The sequence below is a fragment of the Nocardia sp. NPDC057353 genome, from assembly GCF_042667085.1.
GTDB lineage: Bacteria > Actinomycetota > Actinomycetes > Mycobacteriales > Mycobacteriaceae > Nocardia.
The window spans coordinates 86,667-105,390 of the sequence record NZ_JBHVAK010000001.1; the positions used below are offsets into that span (position 1 = coordinate 86,667).

Sequence of the window (18,724 nt, forward strand, 5' to 3'; positions counted from 1 at the left end):
GGCCGTAGCCGCGACTTGTTGGTGGTAAACCCGCGCGGTCAGCCGCGTGCCGGGCCCTTACTCCGGATCGGGCAGGTGCGCCACCACACGCCCGCACTGTCCAGCTGACGGATCGCATGACCATAGGTGGGTCACCAACGTGGAACTGTCCCGGCCGGTCGGTCTGTCGGGAGCGCTTGATAGAACTGCTCCGACACCGAGACCCCGGCCGCTGGGAGCCCCACGAATGACCGTCAGTGAGCACCTGAAGGAGTGGCACGGCCTGCCCGTGTTCGACTTCCCCGACGCCAAGAGCACGACCGCGCTGCCCGCCCCCGCCGAGGTGGCGTGGCGGATCGCCGTCGAGCCCTACGACGACGACCCGGAGAAGTGGCCCGCCGCCTTTGCCCGCTTCTTGGCCGCGGTGGACACCACCGAGGTCACCGCGCTGGTGGTGGGCCAGTGGGGTGAGGCGTACGAGGACAGCGTCGACATCGTGGTCGAGGCGCTGACCGGCGCCGCCGACCGCTTTCCGGCGCTGCGTGCGCTCTTCGTCGGCGACATCACCTTCGAGCAGGCCGAGATCACCTGGATCGAGCAGGGCGACATCACCCCGCTGCTGGCCGCCTTCCCCGATCTGCGCGCCTTCGGCGTGCGCGGCGGGCAGAACCTGGCCTTCCCGGCGACCACGCACGAGTCGTTGCAGACGCTGATCGTGGAGGCGGGCGGGCTCGGGGCCGACGTGGTGCGCGGGATCGGCGCCAGCGAGTTCCCCGAGCTCGAGCACCTCGACATCTGGCTCGGCACCTCCTGGTACGGCGCGGACGCCACCGTCGACGACCTGGAGCCCTTCCTGACCGGCACCCGGCTGCCCAAGCTGCAGCACCTGGCGCTGCGCAACAGCGACATCCAGGACGACGTGGCCGCCGCGCTGGCGGGCGCGCCGGTGGTGGCCAGGCTGCACACGCTCGACCTGTCCATGGGCACGCTCGGCGACGAGGGGGTCGAGGCGCTGCTCGGCGGCCAGCCGCTGACCCACCTGCGCAAGCTCGATCTGCACCACCACTTCGTCGGGGAGACGCTGGCCGACCGGCTGCTCGCCGAGTTGACCGCCGACGGCGTCGAGGTCGACCTCTCCGGGCGGGAAGCCGCGGACCGCGGCCGCGAGGACCGCTACACCGCCGTCGCGGAGTGACCGCGGTGCCCGGCGTTCCCGTTCGCGGTGCCGGCCGCGCCGTTCGCGGTGACGGCCGCGCAGGGAACGGTGACGGCCGCGTGGGGAACGGTGACGGCCGCGTGGGGAACGGCTGCGGTCGCGCGGAGAGCGGTGACGGTCGCGCGGGGAGCGGTGGTGACCCCGCCCTGCGGATCGCCGTCGTTGGCGTGCCGGCGAACCGGCGCAGTGCGCTGTTCGCCGCGGCCGCCGCCCGCGCCGGGCTTCCCGCCCCGCGGCTGCTGTCCTGGCGCTCCGTCCTGGCGGGCACCGCCGCCTTCGAACCGGGCGAGCTGGTCCGGCTGGACTCGCCGGGCGAGGACCCCGAGCTGGACCTGCTGCTGCGCGGCCACACCGACTCCACCCGGGTCGAGGGCACCGCGCGCTGGTACCGCCGCTTCCTGGCGGCGGCGCGGGCGGTGGCCGAGCGGGCCGCCGCGGACGGCGCCGAGTTGCTGGACGATCCTGCCGACCTCGCCGTGCTCTTCGACAAGCGGCGCTGCCACGCGGTGCTGCGCGCGGCCGGGGTCCCGGTCCCCGCCTCGCCCACCTCGGGGCCGGATGCCGCGCCGGTGCGCGGCTGGGCGGACCTGCGCGCGCTGCTGGCCGAGCCCGGCATGCGCCGCGCCTTCGTCAAGCTCGCGCACGGGTCGTCGGCCTCCGGGGTGCTCGCGGTGGAGACCGCGGGCGGCGGCCGGGTGCAGGCGCTCACCTCGGTGCAGCGCGACGAGCGCGGCAGGCTCTTCAATTCGCTGCGGCTGCACCGCTACCGGGGCGAGCGCGAGGTCGCCGCGGTGATCGACGCGCTGGCGCCGGACGGGCTGCACGTGGAGCGCTGGCTGCCCAAGCCCGCGCTGCACGGCCGCAGCGCCGACCTGCGGGTGCTCGTGGTGGCCGGGCGGGCCACGCACGTCGTGGTGCGGACCGGGAGCTCCGCCATCACCAACCTGCACCTCGGCGGCGCGCGCGGCGAGCTGGCCGAGGTCGTGGCGGCGGCGGGGGAGCACTGGGCCGGCGCGCTCGCGGTCGCCGAGGCGGCGGCCGCGTGCTTCCCCGGCTTCTCCAGGGTCGGGGTGGACCTGCTGCCCGGGCTGGGCTGGCGGCGCTGGGCGGTCGGCGAGGTCAATGCCTTCGGCGACCTGCTGCCCCGGCTCACCGGGCTGCCCGGCAGCGGCGCGGAGGGGCTGGACACCTATGCGGCGCAGCTCGCCGCGATCGGGAGGAGGTCGCCGTGCCCGACATGAACACCGTGGTCGGCCACGACGACCTGCTCCTGGTCACCCTGGACACGCTGCGCTACGACGTGGCCGCCGAGCTGCTGGCCGCGGGCAAGCTGCCGAACCTGGCCGGGCACCTGCCCGGCGGGGTGTGGGAAAAGCGGCACGCGCCGGGCAACTTCACCTTCGCCTCGCACCAGGCCATGTTCGCGGGCTTCCTGCCCACCCCGGCCGCGCCGGGGCCGCACCCGCGGCTCTTCGCGGCCAGGTTCGAGGGCAGCGAGACCACCGCGCCCGGCACCTGGGTCTACGACACACCGGACCTGGTCTCCGGGCTGGCCGCCGAGGGGTACCGCACGGTGTGCCTCGGCGGGGTCGGGTTCTTCAACAAGCGCGGCCCGATGGGGTCGGTGCTGCCCGGCTACTTCCAGGAGAGCCACTGGTCGCCGGAGTTCTCGGTGGCCGCGCCCGGCTCGTTCGAGGCGCAGGTGGCCAAGGCCGAGGAGGTGGTCGCGGCGCTGCCCGCCGAGCGCAGGCTCTTCCTCTTCGTCAACGTTTCCGCGCTGCACCAGCCGAACTGGTTCCACCTGCCGGGCGCCACCCGCGCCGACGGCGACAGCATGGCGACACACGCCGCCGCGCTGGAGTACGTGGACCGGCACATCGGCAGGCTCTTCGCGGCCATGGGCGCGCGGCGGCGCTGCTTCGCCATCGTCTGCTCCGACCACGGCACCGCCTACGGCGACGACGGCTACACCGGGCACCGGCTCGGCCACGAATCGGTGTGGACGGTGCCCTACGCCCAGTTCTTCCTCGGGGGTCCCGCATGACGACCGCACTCGACCTGCGTCCGTACCAGAGCTACATCTACGGCTACCCGCACAAGACCGCCTACCGTCCGCTCGGCCAGGACCGGCCCGCGCTGCGCGCGCTCTGGGCGGACGAGCCGAAGGACGCGCTCTCCTTCTACACCCACCTGCCGTTCTGCGAATTCCGCTGCGGCTTCTGCAATCTCTTCACCCGGATCGGCGCGCCCGGCGACCTCACCACCCGCTACCTGGATGCCGTCGAGCGGCAGGCGATCGCGGTGCGCACCGCGCTCGGCGACGGCGAGGTCCGGTTCGCCACCGCGGCCTTCGGCGGCGGCACCCCGACCTTCCTGAGCGCCGCCGAGCTGACCCGGCTCTGCGATATCGTCGAGCGGCGCATCGGCGTCGACCTGCGCGCGGTCCCGCTCTCGGTGGAGACCTCGCCGGGCACCGCGACCCCGGACCGGCTGGCGGTGCTCGCCGGGCGCGGGACCACGCGGGCCAGCATCGGCGTGCAGAGCTTCGTCGAGGCGGAGGCGCGGGCGGCGGTGCGGCCGCAGCGCCGGGACGAGGTGGAGGCGGCGCTGGCCGCCATCCGGGAGTCCGGCATCCCGATCCTGAACATCGACCTGATCTACGGCATCGACGGGCAGACCGCCGCCACCTGGCGCACCTCGCTGGACGCGGCGCTCGCCTGGCACCCGGAGGAGCTGTACCTGTACCCGCTCTACGTCCGCCCGCTCACCGGGCTCGGCAGACGGACCCCGGTGGCCGAGGCGGAGTGGGACGCCCAGCGGCTCGCGCTCTACGCCCAGGGCCGCGACCACCTGCTGGCGAACGGCTACGAGCAGGTCTCCATGCGGATGTTCCGGCGCGCCGATGCGCCGCGCACCCCGGCCGACCACGCCTGCCAGACCGACGGCATGGTCGGGCTCGGCGCGGGCGCCCGCTCCTACACCGCCGGGCTGCACTACTCCTTCGACTACGCGGTGGAGACCCGCGAGGTCCGCGGCATCGTCGACGAGTACACCGCGACCACCGACTTCACCCGAGCCGAGGTGGGCAGGGCACTCGACGAGGACGACCGGCGCCGCAGGCACCTGCTGCAATCGCTGCTGCAGGCCGACGGCATGGACGTCTCCGCCTACCGCGCCCGCTTCGGCGCGGGCCCGCACGACCACTTCCCGGCCGAGCTCGCCGATTTCGCCGAGCGCGGCTGGCTCGACCCCGACGCGGGCTCCGACCTGCTCCGGCTCACCTCGGAGGGGCTGGCCTGGTCGGATGCGCTCGGCCCGCAGCTCTTCTCACCCGGCGTGCGCGCCGCCATGGCCGGCTACCGGCCGCGGTGACGCCGTGCGGCTGACCATCCTCTACCGCGGCCCGCTCGCCTCCTGCGACTACGACTGCCCGTACTGCCCGTTCGCCAAGCGGCGGGACAGCCGCGAGCAGCTGCGCGCCGACCGGGCGGCGCTGGAGCGCTTCGCGACCTGGGTGGCGGAACAGCACGGCGACCAGCTGTCGATCCTGTTCACCCCGTGGGGCGAGGGGCTGGTGCGCTCCTGGTACCGGCGCACCCTGGTCGAGCTCTCCCGGTTGCCGCAGGTGCGCCGGGTCGCCATCCAGACCAACCTGAGCGGCCGCACCGGCTGGACCGCGGAGGCCGACCCGGAGACGCTCGCGCTCTGGTGCACCTTCCACCCCGGCCAGACCCCCTACGACCGGTTCCTCGGCAAATGCCGCGAGCTGGCCGCGGGCGGCATCCGCTACAGCGTCGGCATCGTCGGCTTCCCCGAGCACCTGGCGGTGGGCCGCAGGCTCCGCGCCGACCTGCCGGAGCAGGTCTACCTGTGGGTGAACGCCCCCGACGGGCACCCGCTCACCGACGCCGAGGCCGCGGCATGGACCGAGCTCGACCCGCTCTTCGGCTACAGCCGCTTCCCGCACACCTCGGCGGGGCTGCCCTGCCGCACCGGGGAGTCGGTGATCTCGGTGGACGGCGAGGGCACCGTGCGGCGCTGCCACTTCGTCCCCGCCGAGCTGGGCAACCTCTACGACGGCTCGTTCCGAGCGGCGCTGCGCCCGCGCGGCTGCCCGCTCGCCGCCTGCGACTGCCACATCGGCTACGTGCACCTGGAGACGCTGCCGCTCTACGATGTGTTCGCGGGCGGTGTGCTGGAACGCATCCCGGCCGTGCCCCCTGCACTACCGCTGGTCCGGATCGGCCGACGCGCCGAGACTGGTACCGGTCGCTGACGCGGCCCTGACGAAAGGGAGCAGGATGCAGGCGAACGAGATCCTCGCGGCGGCGACGGATTCGATGACGGTGCGCCGGGTGTACGGCGAGCCGATCGAGCGGGACGGGGTGCTGGTCATCCCGGCCGCCGCGGTGAGCGGCGGCGGCGGCTTCGGCGGCGGCGGCAAGGCCGACGGCGAGCACGGCGAGGGCACCGGGTTCGGGCTGAGCGCCAAGCCGGTCGGCGCCTTCGTGATCAAGGACGGCTGCGTGCGCTGGCGGCCCGCGCTCGACGCCAACCGGACGGTGCTGGTCGGTGCAGGGCTCGTGCTCTCCGGGCTGGTCGCCGGGGTCGCCATCTCGATCACCGCGATCCGGAGCTGCCGGTAGCGGTCCCCGCAGCACGAGCCGATCGGCCGTCGCCGCGGTGACCTTCGGCACTGCGGCGGGTCGCATCGCCCGTGATGGCATGGAGGCGACATCCCCGAACAGGAAGGCAGGCGGCCGGTGACCGAGCGCGAACCGTGTCCGATCACCGGCGATCCGGTCCGGCACACCGTCGACCTGGGCCGGGCCGAGGCCATGCGGCTGCTGGCGAGCGTGCCGTACGGGCGGATCGTCTTCACGCACAATGCCCTGCCCGCCATCCGACCGGTGAATCACCTGGTCGACAACCAGGTCATCGTGGTGCGCACCGCGTTGAGCTCGGGGTTCTCGCACTCGGTGCGGGAGGACCGGTCGATGGTGGTGGCCTACGAGGCCGACGAGATCGACCCGGCGCTGCGGCTCGGCTGGTCGGTGGTGGTGACCGGGCTCGCCTACCCGATCACCGCGCCGTCGCTGCTCGCCGACTACGGCGGGCGGCTGCGGCCCTGGGTGCAGCGGCAGATGGACTCGCTGATCGCCATCGAACCCACCCTGATCACCGGCACCGCGCTGGTCGAGGCCGCCGCAGCCTGACCCTCAGCGCAGGATCGTCAGCACCTCGTCCACCGGGAGCCGCCGCGTCCGCTCCGCGCGCTCCGCTGCGGGCGCGGTGCCGACCCGGACCAGCACCTGCGGGACGCCGGGGCCGCGCAGCAGGCCGGTGAGCAGGGTGCGCACCGTGCTCGATTCGGTGAGGTGGGTCAGCGTGCAGCAGGCGGCGCCGCTCGCCGCGCACTCCAGCAGGATCGCCGAGAGCGCCTCGCCGGTCCGCAGCCACTGCTCGGGTCCGTCGGCGGCGCTGCTGAGCACGATGAGCTCGGCGGCGTCGCGGTGGCCGCGGGTGCCGCCGGTGCCCGCGCCCGCGAAGGTCCGGCCGACCGGCACCGCGGCGGCGTCGGCGCCGGAGGCCAGGGCCGCGGCGGGCACGCCGATGTCGTCGAGGTGCCCGGTCCACCAGTGCAGTTCGTCGCGGTAGCCGGGGTCGGCCTCGTGCAGCGCCCCGACCCGCGCCGAGGCGGCGGCGAGCCGCGGCCCCGCCGCGCCGTCCAGCGCGTCGACCTCGACGAAGTGCGGGGAGGCCAGCATCCGCAGCCGGTGCAGCAGGTCGGGCCAGCGCGGCGGCGGGAGCAGCGGCCGCCGGTCGGTGCGCCGCCCCTCGATCGCCGCGGCGCGCCGCAGCACGCCGTCGGGCGGGGCGGGCCAGGGCCGGAAGCGCAGCGTCGCGAGCCGCTCCCGGCGCGCGGGGTCGGGCAGCCGGGCCAGGTCGGTGCGGTAGCCGTGGGCGCCGAAGACGGTCCTGGCGTGGTGCAGCACGGCGCCGCAGCTGATGGTCAGCTGCCTGCCGTTCGGGTCGGCGACGGCGAGCCCGCGCTCGGGGTCGGCGGCCAGGTGCAGCACGGCGGCCTCCAGCTCCCACCGCCACGGCTGGGTGTTGTGCACCGACGGCGCGCGGTTCGCGCTGCGCAGCGCCGCGCGGATGTCGTCGTCGGCGGGGCGGGGCAGGGTTTCGTGCGCGGCCATGGTGCGAGTCTTCGCCGGTGCGCGGCGCCGCGGCTACGGCACTCGAGACCGGAATCGGGGGTCTTTGGTCCCCCGGCTCAGCCCCCGTGCGCCACCAGCACCGGGCAGTGTGCCCGCTGCACCAGCGCATTGCTGGTGGAGCCGAAGAGCAGCCCCGCGAAGCCACCGCGGCCCCTGCTGCCGACCACGAGCAGCTGCGCCGCCCGCGACCAGCGCAGCAGGTGGTGCCGCGGCCCGGAGAGGTAGAGCTCACGGCGCACCGCGACCTCCGGGTACTTCTCGCTCCAGCCCGCCAGCTGCTCGCCGAGCATGCGGGTCGCCGTGCCCGCAGGCTCGGGGTCGTCGATCCCGTCCGACGGGCCTGCGAACTCGCCGTAGGGCAGGTCGATCCAGGAGTGCAGCGCCACCAGCTCGGCGCCGCGCGCGCTCGCCTCGGCGAAGGCGGTCGCGATGGCGGCCGCGCACGCGGCGCTGCCGTCCACCCCGACCACCACCGGGCCCGCCGGGTCGGCGCGCCGCTCGAACTCGTGGTCCCGCACCACGACGACGGCGCCGTGGCCGTGCGTGCCGACCGCCAGCAGCGTGGAGCCCAGATGCGCGGCGCTGCCGCCGGTTCCGGTGGCGCCGAGCACCACCAGGTGCGCGGCGGCCGAGCGCTCGATCAGCGCACCGGCGGGGGCGCCCTCGGCCAGCTCGGTGCGCACCCTGAGCTCGGGGGCCGTGCGGGCCGCCAGCTCCGCCGCGGCGAGCAGCACCGCACCCGCCCGGACGCGGAGCGAGCCGACCAGCGGCTCCGCGCCGCTGAGCGCGCGCACCGGCTCCAGGTCGACGGCGTGCACCAGCCGCAGCGTGCGGCCGCGGGCGGCGGCGGTGGCCGCGGCCCAGCGCACCGCGCGATCGCTGCCCGCCGAGCCGTCCACCCCCGCCACGATCGGCGCCGCGACCCGCGGACGGAACTCATCGGAGCGAACGGCCATGGTCAGGTCCTCTCGGTGGTGGGGCGGGGCCCTCCGAGTCTCGGTGCCGCGCCGACCGATCGGTACGGCCGTGCGCCCCGACCCAGCGGTGGCTTTGGTCATCGGCTCGCAGTGCCGATCGGCAGGGGCCATCGGCGCACCCGTCGCACGGGGATAGCGGATTGGTCTGCACAGCAACGTTTTCGGCCGTTAAGGTGCTCGGTATGAACCACAAGGTCTGGTTGCTCGGGCGATCGTTCGGAGTCGGCGCGCACATCCTGGGGGAGCGGGTGACGCGGCCGCGGGCGCGCACGGTGGATGACGTGCCGGTCTCCGGCGCCACGCTCACCTCGGAGTGGCTGACGGCGGTGCTCTGCGGCGCGGTGCCCGGCGCGGAGGTGACGGAGTACGAGGTGGCGGGCGGCAGCGTCGGCACCGCGACCCGCACCGCGCTGCGCGTGCGCTACAACGAGGCGGGGCGGGCGGCGGGGCTGCCGGAGGCGCTCTTCGCCAAGACCACCACCGCCTTCGCCCAGCGCATCCTGCTCGGCGGCGGCAAGATGATCGACGGCGAGACCCGCTTCTTCCGCGACTTCCGGCCGCAGGTCGAGATGGAGGCGCCGATCGGCTACTGGGGCGCCGCCGACCCCGGCTCCTGGCGCTCGATCGCGCTCATGGAGGACATCGCCGAGACCCGCGGCGCCGAGTTCATCGAGCCGACCGCGCGGATCGACCGGGACCGGATGGAGGACCTGGTCCGCAACCTCGCCAAGCTGCACCGCACCTTCTGGCGGCACCCCGACATCGCCGACCTGAAGGACACCAAGGAGGCGCTGCAGGCCTACCTGGCCGCCATCGACATGCGCAAGCGCTGCGAGGTCGGGCTGCGCCGGGCCGAGGCGGTGATCCCGGAATCGCTGCGCGGCAACGCCGATCGGCTCTGGGCGGGGGTGGAGAAGGCCATCGCGCTCGCCACCGACGAGCTGCCGCCGACGCTGCTGCACGGCGACCCGCACATCGGCCAGACCTACGTCACCGCCGCGGGCCGGATGGGATACGTGGACTGGCAGGTGGTGATGCGCGGCGGCTGGGCGCACGACTTCGCCTACACCGTGAACTCCGGCTGCGACCCGGCCGACCGGCGGGCCTGGGACCGCGAGCTGCTCGCCGCCTACCTGGACGAGCTCGGCGCGGTCGGCGGCGAGGCCCCTACCTTCGACCAGGCCTGGACCGCCTACCGGCAGCAGGCGCTCTTCGCCTACGCGGCGTGGGCGTTCACCATCGGCCGCGCGGTGTACCAGCCCAGGATGCAGTCCGAGCAGACCTGCCTGACGCTGCTGGAGCGGATCACCGCGGCCATCGACGACCACGAATCGCTGGCCGCGCTCGGCGTCTGAATACCCGGCCTCCTCCCTGTTTCCGCTGCGGTCTCCCAACCCGAATTACGTTCTGACAAGTATGTTTTCGGCCCGGTGCGCGGCCGCGTACCGGGCTCGATAGCATCGACCGGTCCCGGTTCGCGCCGGTCGACATTCGAGGGGGAGCGGCCGTGCCACGGCGTTGTGGTGCGCGGCCCGCCCCGTACCGCAGCCGATCAGCAGGGAGACAACGTGACGAGTACGTCGGAGGCCGGGATTCCGGTTCGGTCGTGCCCGGTGGCGCACGGCGCACCCGGAGATTCCGACGAGCCGCGCGTACCGCTGCACGCACCGGACTTCGCGGCGGACCCGCACCACTACTACGAGGCGATGCGCCGCCGCTACGGCGCCATGGCGCCGATCGAGCTGGCGCCAGGGGTGCCCGCCACCCTGGTGCTCGGCTACCGCACCGCGGTCCGGGTGCTGAACGACCCGGAGCACTTCCCGGCCGACCCGCGCGCCTGGCAGCAGACGGTGCCCGCGGACTGCCCGATCCTGCCGCTGCTGGAGTGGCGCCCGATGGCGAGCCGGAGCACCGGCGCCGACTTCACCCGCTACCGCGGCGCGATCACCGCGAGCATGGACCAGGTCGACCTCTACGCCCTGCACGACGTGGTGGAGTCGCTGGCGATCCCGCTGATCGACTCCTTCTGCGCCACCGGCGAGGCCGAGCTGATCAGCCAGTACGTCTACCCGCTGGTCTTCGGCATCGTGAACTACCTGCTCGGCTGCCCGCCGGAGATCGGCGCCCAGGTCGCGGCGGGCACCGCCGCGCTGCTCGAGGGCGTCGACGCCGAGGAGGGCAACCGCATCCTCGGCGAGGCGCTCATGCAGCTGGTGACGCTCAAGCGCGGCCAGCCGCGCCGCGACATCACCTCGGTGCTGCTGCAGCACCAGGCCGGGCTGGACGACGTCGAGGCATCGCACCACGTCTCCCAGGTGTACGGCACCGGTATCGAGTTCGAGCTGAACCTGATCGTGAACACCCTGCTGCTCATCCTGAACGACGACCGGTTCGGCGGCCGGGTGCTCGGCGGCCACCTCTCCACCAGGGACGCGCTGGACGAGGTGCTCTTCAACGACCCGCCGCTGGCCAACCTGCTGATCACCTACCCGCGCCAGCCGGTGCTCCTGGACGACGTCTGGCTCCCCGCGCACCAGCCGGTGGTGATCAGCATGGCCGCCTGCAACAACGACCCGGTTGTTCGCCGCGGCGACCAGATCACCGGCAACCGCTCGCACCTGGCCTGGGGCATCGGCCCGCACGCCTGCCCGGCGCAGAGCATCGCCTACCTGATCGCGCAGGACTCCATCGACCAGCTGCTGGACGCGCTGCCGGAGCTGCGGCCGAACATGCCCGAGGGCCCGGTCTGGCGGCCGGGGCCGTTCCACCGCGCGCTCACCGCGCTCCCGGTCACCTTCCCGCCCACCCCGCCGATGAATCCGGCAGCTGCCGCGCCGTCCTGACGATTCCGGCCTCGGCCCGGCTCGCGTCCGCGACAATCGGAGCGTGGTGCGATCGAAGGCGCGCGGGTGGACGCCCGAGCAGGCGGGTAGCCAGGCGGGGCGGGTCGCGGTGGTCACCGGGGCCAACAGCGGGATCGGGCTGGAGACCGCGCTCGCGCTCGCCGTCGCGGGCGCGAGCGTGGTGCTGGCCTGCCGCAATACCGAGAAGGGCGCGGCGGCGCTCGCGCGGATCGCCGAGGCGGCCCCGGACGCCGAACTCCGGGTCGAGCCGCTCGACCTCGCCGACCTGGCATCAATCGGGAAGTTCGCGGCGCGGCTACCCGAGCCCGCGGTCGACCTGCTGATCAACAACGCCGGGGTGATGGCGTCGGCGTCGGGACGCACCGCGGACGGGTTCGAGACCGACTTCGGCACCAACTTCCTCGGCCCGTTCGCGCTCACCGGGTTGCTGCTCGACCGGCTGGCCGCCGCCCCCGCCGCCCGGGTCGTCACCGTCGGCAGCCACACCGACCGGACCCCGGCCGCCCGGCTCGACTTCGGCGACCTGCAGAGCGAGCACGGCTTCCGCACCTCGAGCGCGTACGCGCGCTCCAAGCTCGCGGTCACCACCTTCATGGTGGAGCTGGACCGCAGGCTGGCGGCGGCCGGGTCGACCACCCGCGCGCTCGGCGCGCACCCGGGCGGGGTGCGGACCGGCATCCTGAACCAGCAGAACCGCCTACTGCGCATCGCCTTCGACGAGCGGCTCGCCCGGCTCACCAACTGGTTCAGCCAGAGCCCCGCCGACGGCGCCCGCCCCATCCTGCGCGCCGCGCTCGACCCGGCGGCCCACGGCGGCGACTACTTCGGCCCCGGTGGCTGGAACCCGCTGGTCGGCCCGCCGGTCCGGGTCCCGATCGCCCGGCCCGCGCAGGACCCGGTGCTCGGCGGCAGGCTCTGGAGCGCCGCCGAGGAACTCACCGGCGTCCGCTACCTGAGCGAGTAGTCCGCCTACACGACGTGATTGACACCACACCACGCTGCTCCTACATTACTGAACCAATATCGGTTCAGTTTTGGAGGTCCCGTGTCCTCGTTCCTGCGACGAACTCTCACCGCGGTCTGCGCGGCCGCCGTCCTGACCGCCTGCGGCGGCTCGCCCGGCCCCTCCGCGCCGGTCTCCGGCAGCTGGGACGACGTGGTCGCGGCCGCCCGCGCGGAGGGCAGCGTCTACCTGTACTCGACCCAGCACCCGGACAACCTGGCGAAGCTGAAGGCGGCGTTCGAGCAGCAGTACCCCGGGATCACGCTGGAGTTCACCCGCGGCACCGACGTGGAGATCAACCCGCGGGTGGAGACCGAGAACCGCACCGGCCGCGGCACCGCGGACGTGCACATGACCTCCGACCCGGTGTGGACCGCGACCGCCGCCGAGTCCGGGAGCTACTCGGTCGAGCCGGTCGGCCCGTCCTTCGACGCCGCGGCCTACGACCGCGAGCGCAGCTTCCGCGGCACGACCCTCTTCCTGACCAGCGCCGCGGTCTTCGGGCTCGGCTGGAACACCGCCGCGGTGCCGCAGGGCCTCGCGGCACCGGCGGACCTGCTCGACCCGGCGCTGCGCGGGCGGATCGGGGTGACCAATCCGAGCGGGTTCGCCGCGGTCGTCGACCAGTACCGCTTCTTCGACCGGAACTGGGAGCCGGACGACTTCGTCCGCAGGCTCGCCGAGCAGCAGCCGCGGATCTACCCCAGCGCGCTCGCCGTCGCGCAGGCGCTGAACTCCGGCGAGATCGCCGCCACCCCCATGGTGCAGCCGCTGGTGCGCGAGCAGCAGGCGGGCGCGCCGGTGGGCTGGCTGCTGCCCGAGCAGGCGTGGGGCACACCGTGGTACAGCCACGTGCTCGCCGCGGCTCCGCACCCGAACGCCGCGCAGTTGCTCGCCGACTTCCTGGTGACGCAGGCCGGGCAGACCGCGCTGTCCTCCGGGTACGCCTCCGCACTGCCGGACATCCCCGGCGCGGTGGCGCGCGCCCAGGACGTCCCCTTCCCGGACACCGCCGCGCTAGGCCCGGACGCCGTGCGCACCTTCCAGCAGTCCTGGCAGGGCATGTTCCAGCGCTGATGCCCGCGCGGGCGGTCCGAACACGACCGCCCGCGGCGGTGCCTGCTGCCGGTAGGCAGCGTGGGGGCGGCGGGAAGCCGTCCCGCACGGTGGCGGGGTGCCGGGGGACGGCGGAGAATGTCCGGAGAAGCGACCACCGGGGAGGCCGCATGTTCGATGAACTGTTCAACCGCGCCGCCGTTGCGGCCGGGCTCGCCGTGGTCGGCGCGCTCTGGCTCGCCTTCTTCACGCTGCTCGGCGCGGCGGGGTCCGCGACGCCGTACGTGCTCGGGGTGCTCGCCGCGCTCGGCCTGCTGTGGGCCTGGCGCTACGCCGCCGCCGCGCCGGTCCGGCGCTGGCGCCGCTTCGCCTGCCGATTCCCGCCGCCGGTGCGGGACGCCGTCGCCGTCGTGATGGACGAGACGGGGGTGGACCGGGCCTGGGCCGCCGCCGGACTCTCCCGCCCGATCCTGGTGGACCGGGCGGGCGACTGGGGCGTGCTGCCCACCGCCGACGGCGCCGCGCTCCGGATCCGCCGCCGCCCCGGCCACCACGTCCCCGACTACGCGGGCGCCGCCCCGCTGCTGGCCCGCGCGCTCGGGGTGGCCGCCGTCCGGGTCACCGGCGGCCGGGACGGCGTCCTGCACCTACACCTGCACGCCCGCCGCGTCCCCGCGGGCAAGCCCGCTACTTGATCAGCGGATCGCGCGGCATGCCGAGGATCCGCTCGGCGATCTGGTTGCGGGTCACCTCGGAGGTGCCGCCCGCGATCGCCATGCCGCGGGCGCCGAGCGTGGCCAGCGCGACGGTCGCGGCCGGGCCGTCCACCAGGGCCAGCTGCTCGCCGAGCAGCGCGCCCGAGATGGCCGCCCACTCGTTCATGTGCTCGGCCAGCGCGAGTTTCGTGATGTTGCCCTCCGGCCCCGGCCCGGCGCCCTCGATGCTGCGGGCGGCCCGGCGCAGGTTGAGCAGCCGCAGCGCGTGCTCGTCGGCGATGTAGCGCCCGGCCCGCGCCCGGATGCCGTCCGGCGGCTCCGGGTGCCCGTTCACCCCGGCCACGATCGCCGAGACCGGCAGCATGGCGGCGCCGGAGCCGCCGCCGATGCTCACCCGCTCGTTGCCGAGCGTCGCCCGCGCCACCGTCCAGCCCGCGCCGGGCGCGCCGACCACGTCCTCGTCCGGCACGAAGACGTCGTCGAAGAAGACCTCGTTGAACTCCGCGCCGCCGGTGATCATCCGCAGCGGCCGCACGGTGACGCCCTCGGCGTGCATGTCGATGATGACGGTGGTGATGCCCGCGTGCTTGGACGCCGCCGGGTCGGTGCGCACGGTGGCCAGGCCGCGGTGGCAGTAGTGCGCGCCGCTGGTCCAGACCTTCTGCCCGGTGACCCGCCAGCCGCCGTCGACCCTGGTGGCCTTGGTCGTGATCCCCGCCGCGTCCGAACCCGCGGCGGGCTCGGAGAAGAGCTGGCACCAGATCTCGTCGCGGCGCAGCGCGGCGTCCACGAAACGCTCGATCTGCGAGGGGGTTCCGTGCTGGATCAGGGTGAGCACCACCCAGCCGGTGATGGAGTAGTCCGGGCGCTGCACCCCGGCGGCCCGGAACTCCTCGTCCACCACCAGCTGCTCCACGGCGCCCGCCGCCCGGCCGAACGGCTTCGGCCAGTGCGGCATGATGTAGCCGGTCTCGATCAGCCGGTCCAGCTGCGCCGCTTCGTCACCGGCGGCGGCGATCTCGGCGGCGGCCGCGCGGGCCTGCGCCCGCAGCTCGTCGGCCTCCGGCGGCAGGTCCAGGCTGTCCGCGCGGCGCACGCCCGCGGCGGTGCGGCGCAGCACGTCCTCGGCCGGGCCGTCGCCGCCGAAGAGCGCGCGCACGGTCAGCGCGCGGCGCAGGTGCAGGTGCGCGTCGTGCTCCCAGGTGAAGCCGATGCCGCCGTGCACCTGGATGTTCAGCTCGGCATTGCGCACGTAGGCCGGGAAGGCGACGGTGGCGGCCGCTGCGGCGATCAGCCGGAACTGCTCCTCGTCCTCGCCCGCCGCGCGCGCCGCGTCCCACACCAGCGCGACCGCGGACTCCGCCGCCACCAGCATGTTCGCGCAGTGGTGCTTGACCGCCTGGAAGGTCGCGATGGTGCGGCCGAACTGCTCCCTGACCTGCGCGTAGGCGACCGCCACCTCGACGCAGTCGCTCGCCCCGCCCGCGGCCTCGGCGGCCAGCAGGGTGCGGGCCCGCGCCACCGCCGCGTCCCGCGCGCCCGGCAGCACGTCGGTGACGGCCACGCCCGCCAGCGTGACCCGGCCGGAGCGGCGGGTCGGGTCCAGGTTCTGCGGCGCCTCGACGGTGACGCCGTCGCTCCCGCGCTCCACGATCAGCACGTCGTCGCCCGCGACCAGCAGCAGCAGGTCGGCGGCGGCCGCGCCGAGTACCACCCCGGCGTCGCCGTCGGCGCGGCCGTCGGTCACCACGACCCGGCCGCGCAGCCCGACGGCGGCGGTCACCGAGCCGTCGGCGAGCCCGGGCAGCAGCCGGGCCCGCTGCTCGTCGCTGCCCGCGGCGGCCAGCACCGCCGAGGCGATGACGGTGGGCAGGAAGAGCCCGGGCGCGGCCGCCCGGCCCAGCTCCTCCACCACGACGACCAGCTCGGGCAGCCCGTACCCGGAGCCGCCGAACTCCTCCGCGATATGCAGCCCGAGCCACCCCGCGCCCGCGATCTCGGACCAGAACGGCGGCACCGCCTCGGTCTCGGCCTCCAGGAGCGCCCGCGCCGCGTCCCGCGCCTTGTGCGCGGTGAGCAGCGAACGGGCCACCCCGGCCAGCTCGCGGTGGTCGTCGGTCACTGCAATGCCCATCGGGGCCTCCCTGTCCTCGTGCCCTGGTCCACGGTAGGCGAGGGCAGGCAGCGTGGAGGCCGAAATCTCTCACTCTGTCGGCGCGCGCGCCGCGCCGACGCTCCGCGGGCTCGAGAGTGGTTGCGCGAGGGCGAATTCGGCGAATGCAGGGTACACGGTGTCCGGCTGTATGCTGGCGCGGTGACGAACGATCTCGAGGCTCATCTCGACACTCTGCTGAACGAGGCGGTCGCCGAGCATCGCAGGCGGAAGGACGAACTGAGCAGGGCCAGCTGGGGTCTGAACGTCGGCGCGATCGCGCTCAGCGCGTGCACCACCGTCCTGCTCGGGCTGCACATCGAGGGCGCGTTCCACGACGTCTCGCGCAATATCGCGCTGGTGCTGAGCGCCGCGCTCACGCTCATCGCCAGCGTGAACATGTTCTGGGGCATCGACAAGTACTGGATGCGCCGCAAGGTCATCTACAACGACCTGGTGGTGCTGAAGGAGGAGTTCGACTACGTCCGCGCCATGCGCGGGCCGGGGATGCGCAAGGAGATGGAGGAGATCTTCGGCAGTTACCTGCACATCCTGCGCAAGCACACCGACTACTGGGAGGTGCGCGAGCGGCAGTCCAGCCTCGCCGTGCTCCCGCTCCCGACCGGCCGGGCCGAGTACAGCTCCTCCTGACCACGGGCGGGTGACCCCGGGCCCGGCTTCGTACCATCGACCCATGCGTCACCTCCTGCGCTCGGTGTGGGCCGAGCCCGCCCCGCCTGACCCGCCGCCGCCGCGCCGGCGGGACGTGACGCTGCTCGCCCTGCTGTTCGTGCTCGTCGCCCTGGAAGTCGCGCTGAAATCCGAGGTGCCGCACCGGGCCGCCTGGTGCGCTCTGGCGGCGCTGATCCTGCCCGCGCTGCTCTGGCGCCGCAGCCGGCCGCTGGCCGCCGTCGCCTACGCCATCGGCGTGTCGTCGGCAGGCACCCTGCTGCTCGGCGAGCCGTCCGGGCTCGACACCTTCGGCGCCATGCTGTTGCTGCCGTACGCCCTGTTCCGCTGGGGTTCGGGCCGCGACATCGTGCTCGGCGCGGCGATCCTGCTCGTCGGCGGCGGGTTCGGCACGCTGGGCAACGGCCTCTCCGCGGCCGACACGGCGGGCGGGTTCACCGTGCTCTTCGCCGCCGTCGTGCTCGGCCTCGCGCTCCGGTACCGGGCCGGGGCGGCGGCGCGCGAGCTGGAGCGGATCAAGCTGCTGGAGCGCGAGCAGCTGGCCAGGGAGCTGCACGACACCGTCGCGCACCACGTCTCGGCCATCGCCATCCGGGCCCAGGCCGGGCTGGCCACCGCGGGCACCCGACCGGAGGCCGCCACCGACGCGCTGCGGGTCATCGAGGACGAGGCCGCCCGCACGCTCGCCGAGATGCGGGCCATCGTGCGCGCGCTGCGGGCCGGGAGGGCCGCCGAGCTGGAGCCGGATCCCGGCATCGGCGACCTGACCGGGCTGGCCCGCCCCGCAGGCGGCGGCCCGGCGGTGGAGGTGCGGGTCGGTGGCGCGGTCGGCGGGCTCTCGTCCGCGGTCGGCGCCGCCGTCTACCGGCTGGCCCAGGAGTCGGTGACCAATGCGGTGCGGCACGCCAGGAACGCCACCCGCATCCAGGTGCTGGTGCAGGCGGACGACACCGAGGTCCGGCTCTCGGTGCGCGACGACGGCGAGCAGCGCCCGCCCGGGCCGCCGGGGTTCGGCAGGATCGGGATGCGGGAACGGGCCGCGCTGCTCGGCGGCAGCTGTGTGAGCGGCCCGGCGCCGGACGGCGGCTGGGAGGTCGCCGCGGTGTTGCCGCTGGCGGTGCGGGCGTGACGCTGCGGGTGCTGGTCGCCGACGACCAGGAGATCGTGCGCACCGGGCTGGTGCTGATCCTGGACGCGCAGCCGGGGATCGAGGTGGTCGGCTCCGCCGCCGACGGCGACCTGGCCGTCGCGCTGGCCCGCGAACTGCGCCCCGACGTCTGCCTCTTCGACATCAGGATGCCGGGCACCGACGGGATCGAGGCCACCCGCAGGCTGGCGGGCCCGGAGGTCGCCGACCCGCTCGCCGTCGTCGTGATCACCACCTTCGACCTGGACGAGTACGTCTTCGCCGCGCTGCGGGCCGGGGCGCGCGGGTTCCTGCTCAAGGAGGCGGGCCCCGAGCTGCTGGTCCAGGCGGTGCGCGCGGCCGCCGCCGGGGACGCGCTGATCGCGCCGAACATCACCGCCCGGCTGCTCGCCACCTTCGCCGCCGCGGGCCCGGAAGCCGCACCGCCGCAGCCGCTCAGCCCGCTCACCGCGCGCGAGGAGGACATCCTGGCCGCGGTGGCCCGCGGCCGCACCAATGCCGAGATCTGCGCCGAACTGCACATCGGGCTGAGCACGGTGAAGACGCACATCGCGAGCCTGATGGCCAAGCTCGGCGTCCGGAACCGGGTGGAGATCGCCATCTGGGCGTACGAGACCCGGCGGCGCTGATCGGCCGAAAGGCCGAGGAATCTCCGGCCGCCGGGCCGATGCGCGCGACCCGCGGGCGCGGCCATCATTCC

At 74.6% G+C, this 18,724-nt stretch carries 18 protein-coding genes; 15 read left to right on the top strand and 3 right to left on the bottom strand.

Annotation, left to right across the window (positions count from 1 at the left end):
- Nucleotides 1–226: 226 nt before the first annotated feature.
- The 7 genes from ACFUUZ_RS00465 (at nucleotide 227) to ACFUUZ_RS00495 (ending at nucleotide 6,411) form a co-directional block, all read left to right on the top strand.
- Nucleotides 227–1,174, top strand: coding sequence for an STM4015 family protein (locus ACFUUZ_RS00465; RefSeq protein WP_378690656.1), 948 nt, complete (start codon nucleotides 227–229; stop codon nucleotides 1,172–1,174).
- A gap of 101 nt (nucleotides 1,175–1,275) precedes the next feature.
- Entirely contained in the window at nucleotides 1,276–2,436 is a 1,161-nt protein-coding gene (locus ACFUUZ_RS00470) for an STM4014 family protein (RefSeq protein WP_378690659.1), read from the top strand.
- Nucleotides 2,433–3,239 (top strand): STM4013/SEN3800 family hydrolase, encoded by an 807-nt coding sequence (locus tag ACFUUZ_RS00475; protein ID WP_378690872.1) that lies wholly within the window; start codon nucleotides 2,433–2,435, stop codon nucleotides 3,237–3,239. The genes ACFUUZ_RS00470 and ACFUUZ_RS00475 overlap by 4 nt, the downstream gene beginning before the upstream one ends.
- Nucleotides 3,236–4,567: an STM4012 family radical SAM protein gene (locus tag ACFUUZ_RS00480; RefSeq protein WP_378690662.1), complete on the top strand. Its 1,332-nt coding sequence runs from the start codon at nucleotides 3,236–3,238 to the stop codon at nucleotides 4,565–4,567. Before ACFUUZ_RS00475 ends, ACFUUZ_RS00480 begins: the two co-directional genes overlap by 4 nt.
- Before the next feature lie 4 nt (nucleotides 4,568–4,571).
- On the top strand, nucleotides 4,572–5,471 hold the full coding sequence (locus ACFUUZ_RS00485; RefSeq protein WP_378690665.1) for an STM4011 family radical SAM protein: 900 nt from the start codon (nucleotides 4,572–4,574) through the stop codon (nucleotides 5,469–5,471).
- 25 nt (nucleotides 5,472–5,496) lie between these two features.
- A complete protein-coding gene (locus ACFUUZ_RS00490) occupies nucleotides 5,497–5,841 on the top strand; it encodes a spore germination protein GerW family protein (RefSeq protein ID WP_378690668.1) in 345 nt (114 codons plus the stop codon).
- A 192-nt stretch (nucleotides 5,842–6,033) separates the two neighbouring features.
- Nucleotides 6,034–6,411 carry a pyridoxamine 5'-phosphate oxidase family protein gene (locus tag ACFUUZ_RS00495; RefSeq protein ID WP_378690875.1) on the top strand — a complete coding sequence of 126 codons (378 nt, stop codon included), beginning with the start codon at nucleotides 6,034–6,036 and terminating at the stop codon, nucleotides 6,409–6,411.
- 3 nt (nucleotides 6,412–6,414) lie between these two features.
- Here the strand turns inward: ACFUUZ_RS00495 and ACFUUZ_RS00500 are convergent, their stop codons facing one another.
- Nucleotides 6,415–7,398 carry an Acg family FMN-binding oxidoreductase gene (locus tag ACFUUZ_RS00500; RefSeq protein WP_378690671.1) on the bottom strand — a complete coding sequence of 328 codons (984 nt, stop codon included), beginning with the start codon at nucleotides 7,396–7,398 and terminating at the stop codon, nucleotides 6,415–6,417.
- Between the two features lie 77 nt (nucleotides 7,399–7,475).
- Nucleotides 7,476–8,375 carry a universal stress protein gene (locus tag ACFUUZ_RS00505; protein WP_378690674.1) on the bottom strand — a complete coding sequence of 300 codons (900 nt, stop codon included), beginning with the start codon at nucleotides 8,373–8,375 and terminating at the stop codon, nucleotides 7,476–7,478.
- Nucleotides 8,376–8,578: 203 nt separating this feature from the next.
- Between ACFUUZ_RS00505 and ACFUUZ_RS00510 the strand changes: the two genes are divergently transcribed.
- The 5 genes from ACFUUZ_RS00510 (at nucleotide 8,579) to ACFUUZ_RS00530 (ending at nucleotide 14,014) form a co-directional block, all read left to right on the top strand.
- On the top strand, nucleotides 8,579–9,751 hold the full coding sequence (locus ACFUUZ_RS00510) for an aminoglycoside phosphotransferase family protein (protein WP_378690677.1): 1,173 nt from the start codon (nucleotides 8,579–8,581) through the stop codon (nucleotides 9,749–9,751).
- 213 nt (nucleotides 9,752–9,964) lie between these two features.
- Complete coding sequence (locus ACFUUZ_RS00515) at nucleotides 9,965–11,239, top strand: cytochrome P450 (RefSeq protein ID WP_378690680.1); 1,275 nt, start codon at nucleotides 9,965–9,967, stop codon at nucleotides 11,237–11,239.
- Nucleotides 11,240–11,282: 43 nt separating this feature from the next.
- Nucleotides 11,283–12,224, top strand: a complete 942-nt coding sequence (locus ACFUUZ_RS00520) for an oxidoreductase (RefSeq protein WP_378690683.1) — start codon at nucleotides 11,283–11,285, stop codon at nucleotides 12,222–12,224.
- A gap of 81 nt (nucleotides 12,225–12,305) precedes the next feature.
- Nucleotides 12,306–13,340, top strand: coding sequence for an ABC transporter substrate-binding protein (locus ACFUUZ_RS00525; RefSeq protein WP_378690686.1), 1,035 nt, complete (start codon nucleotides 12,306–12,308; stop codon nucleotides 13,338–13,340).
- 149 nt (nucleotides 13,341–13,489) lie between these two features.
- Entirely contained in the window at nucleotides 13,490–14,014 is a 525-nt protein-coding gene (locus tag ACFUUZ_RS00530; protein WP_378690689.1) for a hypothetical protein, read from the top strand.
- Here the strand turns inward: ACFUUZ_RS00530 and ACFUUZ_RS00535 are convergent.
- Nucleotides 14,007–16,169 (bottom strand): acyl-CoA dehydrogenase, encoded by a 2,163-nt coding sequence (locus tag ACFUUZ_RS00535; RefSeq protein ID WP_378690691.1) that lies wholly within the window; start codon nucleotides 16,167–16,169, stop codon nucleotides 14,007–14,009. The genes ACFUUZ_RS00530 and ACFUUZ_RS00535 overlap by 8 nt on opposite strands.
- A 180-nt stretch (nucleotides 16,170–16,349) precedes the next feature.
- On the opposite strand from ACFUUZ_RS00535, the gene ACFUUZ_RS00540 reads away from it, so the two are divergent.
- Genes ACFUUZ_RS00540 through ACFUUZ_RS00550 form a run of 3 tightly spaced genes read left to right on the top strand, consistent with a single transcriptional unit; the run spans nucleotide 16,350 to nucleotide 18,653 of the window.
- The gene (locus tag ACFUUZ_RS00540; protein ID WP_378690693.1) at nucleotides 16,350–16,838 is read left to right on the top strand and encodes an SLATT domain-containing protein; all 489 of its coding nucleotides are present in this window, start codon (nucleotides 16,350–16,352) and stop codon (nucleotides 16,836–16,838) included.
- Nucleotides 16,839–16,881: 43 nt separating this feature from the next.
- Complete coding sequence (locus ACFUUZ_RS00545) at nucleotides 16,882–18,006, top strand: sensor histidine kinase (RefSeq protein WP_378690696.1); 1,125 nt, start codon at nucleotides 16,882–16,884, stop codon at nucleotides 18,004–18,006.
- Nucleotides 18,003–18,653, top strand: a complete 651-nt coding sequence (locus tag ACFUUZ_RS00550; protein ID WP_378690699.1) for a response regulator — start codon at nucleotides 18,003–18,005, stop codon at nucleotides 18,651–18,653. The genes ACFUUZ_RS00545 and ACFUUZ_RS00550 overlap by 4 nt, the downstream gene beginning before the upstream one ends.
- The last annotated feature ends 71 nt before the right edge of the window (nucleotides 18,654–18,724 follow it).

Bases quoted from the DNA above. Each gene is read 5' to 3' on its own strand.
- ACFUUZ_RS00465 (WP_378690656.1), top strand. From the start codon at position 227: ATGACCGTCAGTGAGCACCTGAAGGAGTGGCACGGCCTGCCCGTGTTC.
- ACFUUZ_RS00475 (WP_378690872.1), top strand. From the start codon at position 2,433: ATGAACACCGTGGTCGGCCACGACGACCTGCTCCTGGTCACCCTGGAC.
- ACFUUZ_RS00480 (WP_378690662.1), top strand. From the start codon at position 3,236: ATGACGACCGCACTCGACCTGCGTCCGTACCAGAGCTACATCTACGGC.
- ACFUUZ_RS00490 (WP_378690668.1), top strand. From the start codon at position 5,497: ATGCAGGCGAACGAGATCCTCGCGGCGGCGACGGATTCGATGACGGTG.
- ACFUUZ_RS00495 (WP_378690875.1), top strand. From the start codon at position 6,034: ATGCGGCTGCTGGCGAGCGTGCCGTACGGGCGGATCGTCTTCACGCAC.
- ACFUUZ_RS00500 (WP_378690671.1), bottom strand. From the start codon at position 7,398: ATGGCCGCGCACGAAACCCTGCCCCGCCCCGCCGACGACGACATCCGC.
- ACFUUZ_RS00505 (WP_378690674.1), bottom strand. From the start codon at position 8,375: ATGGCCGTTCGCTCCGATGAGTTCCGTCCGCGGGTCGCGGCGCCGATC.
- ACFUUZ_RS00510 (WP_378690677.1), top strand. From the start codon at position 8,579: ATGAACCACAAGGTCTGGTTGCTCGGGCGATCGTTCGGAGTCGGCGCG.
- ACFUUZ_RS00530 (WP_378690689.1), top strand. From the start codon at position 13,490: ATGTTCGATGAACTGTTCAACCGCGCCGCCGTTGCGGCCGGGCTCGCC.
- ACFUUZ_RS00535 (WP_378690691.1), bottom strand. From the start codon at position 16,169: ATGGGCATTGCAGTGACCGACGACCACCGCGAGCTGGCCGGGGTGGCC.
- ACFUUZ_RS00545 (WP_378690696.1), top strand. From the start codon at position 16,882: ATGCGTCACCTCCTGCGCTCGGTGTGGGCCGAGCCCGCCCCGCCTGAC.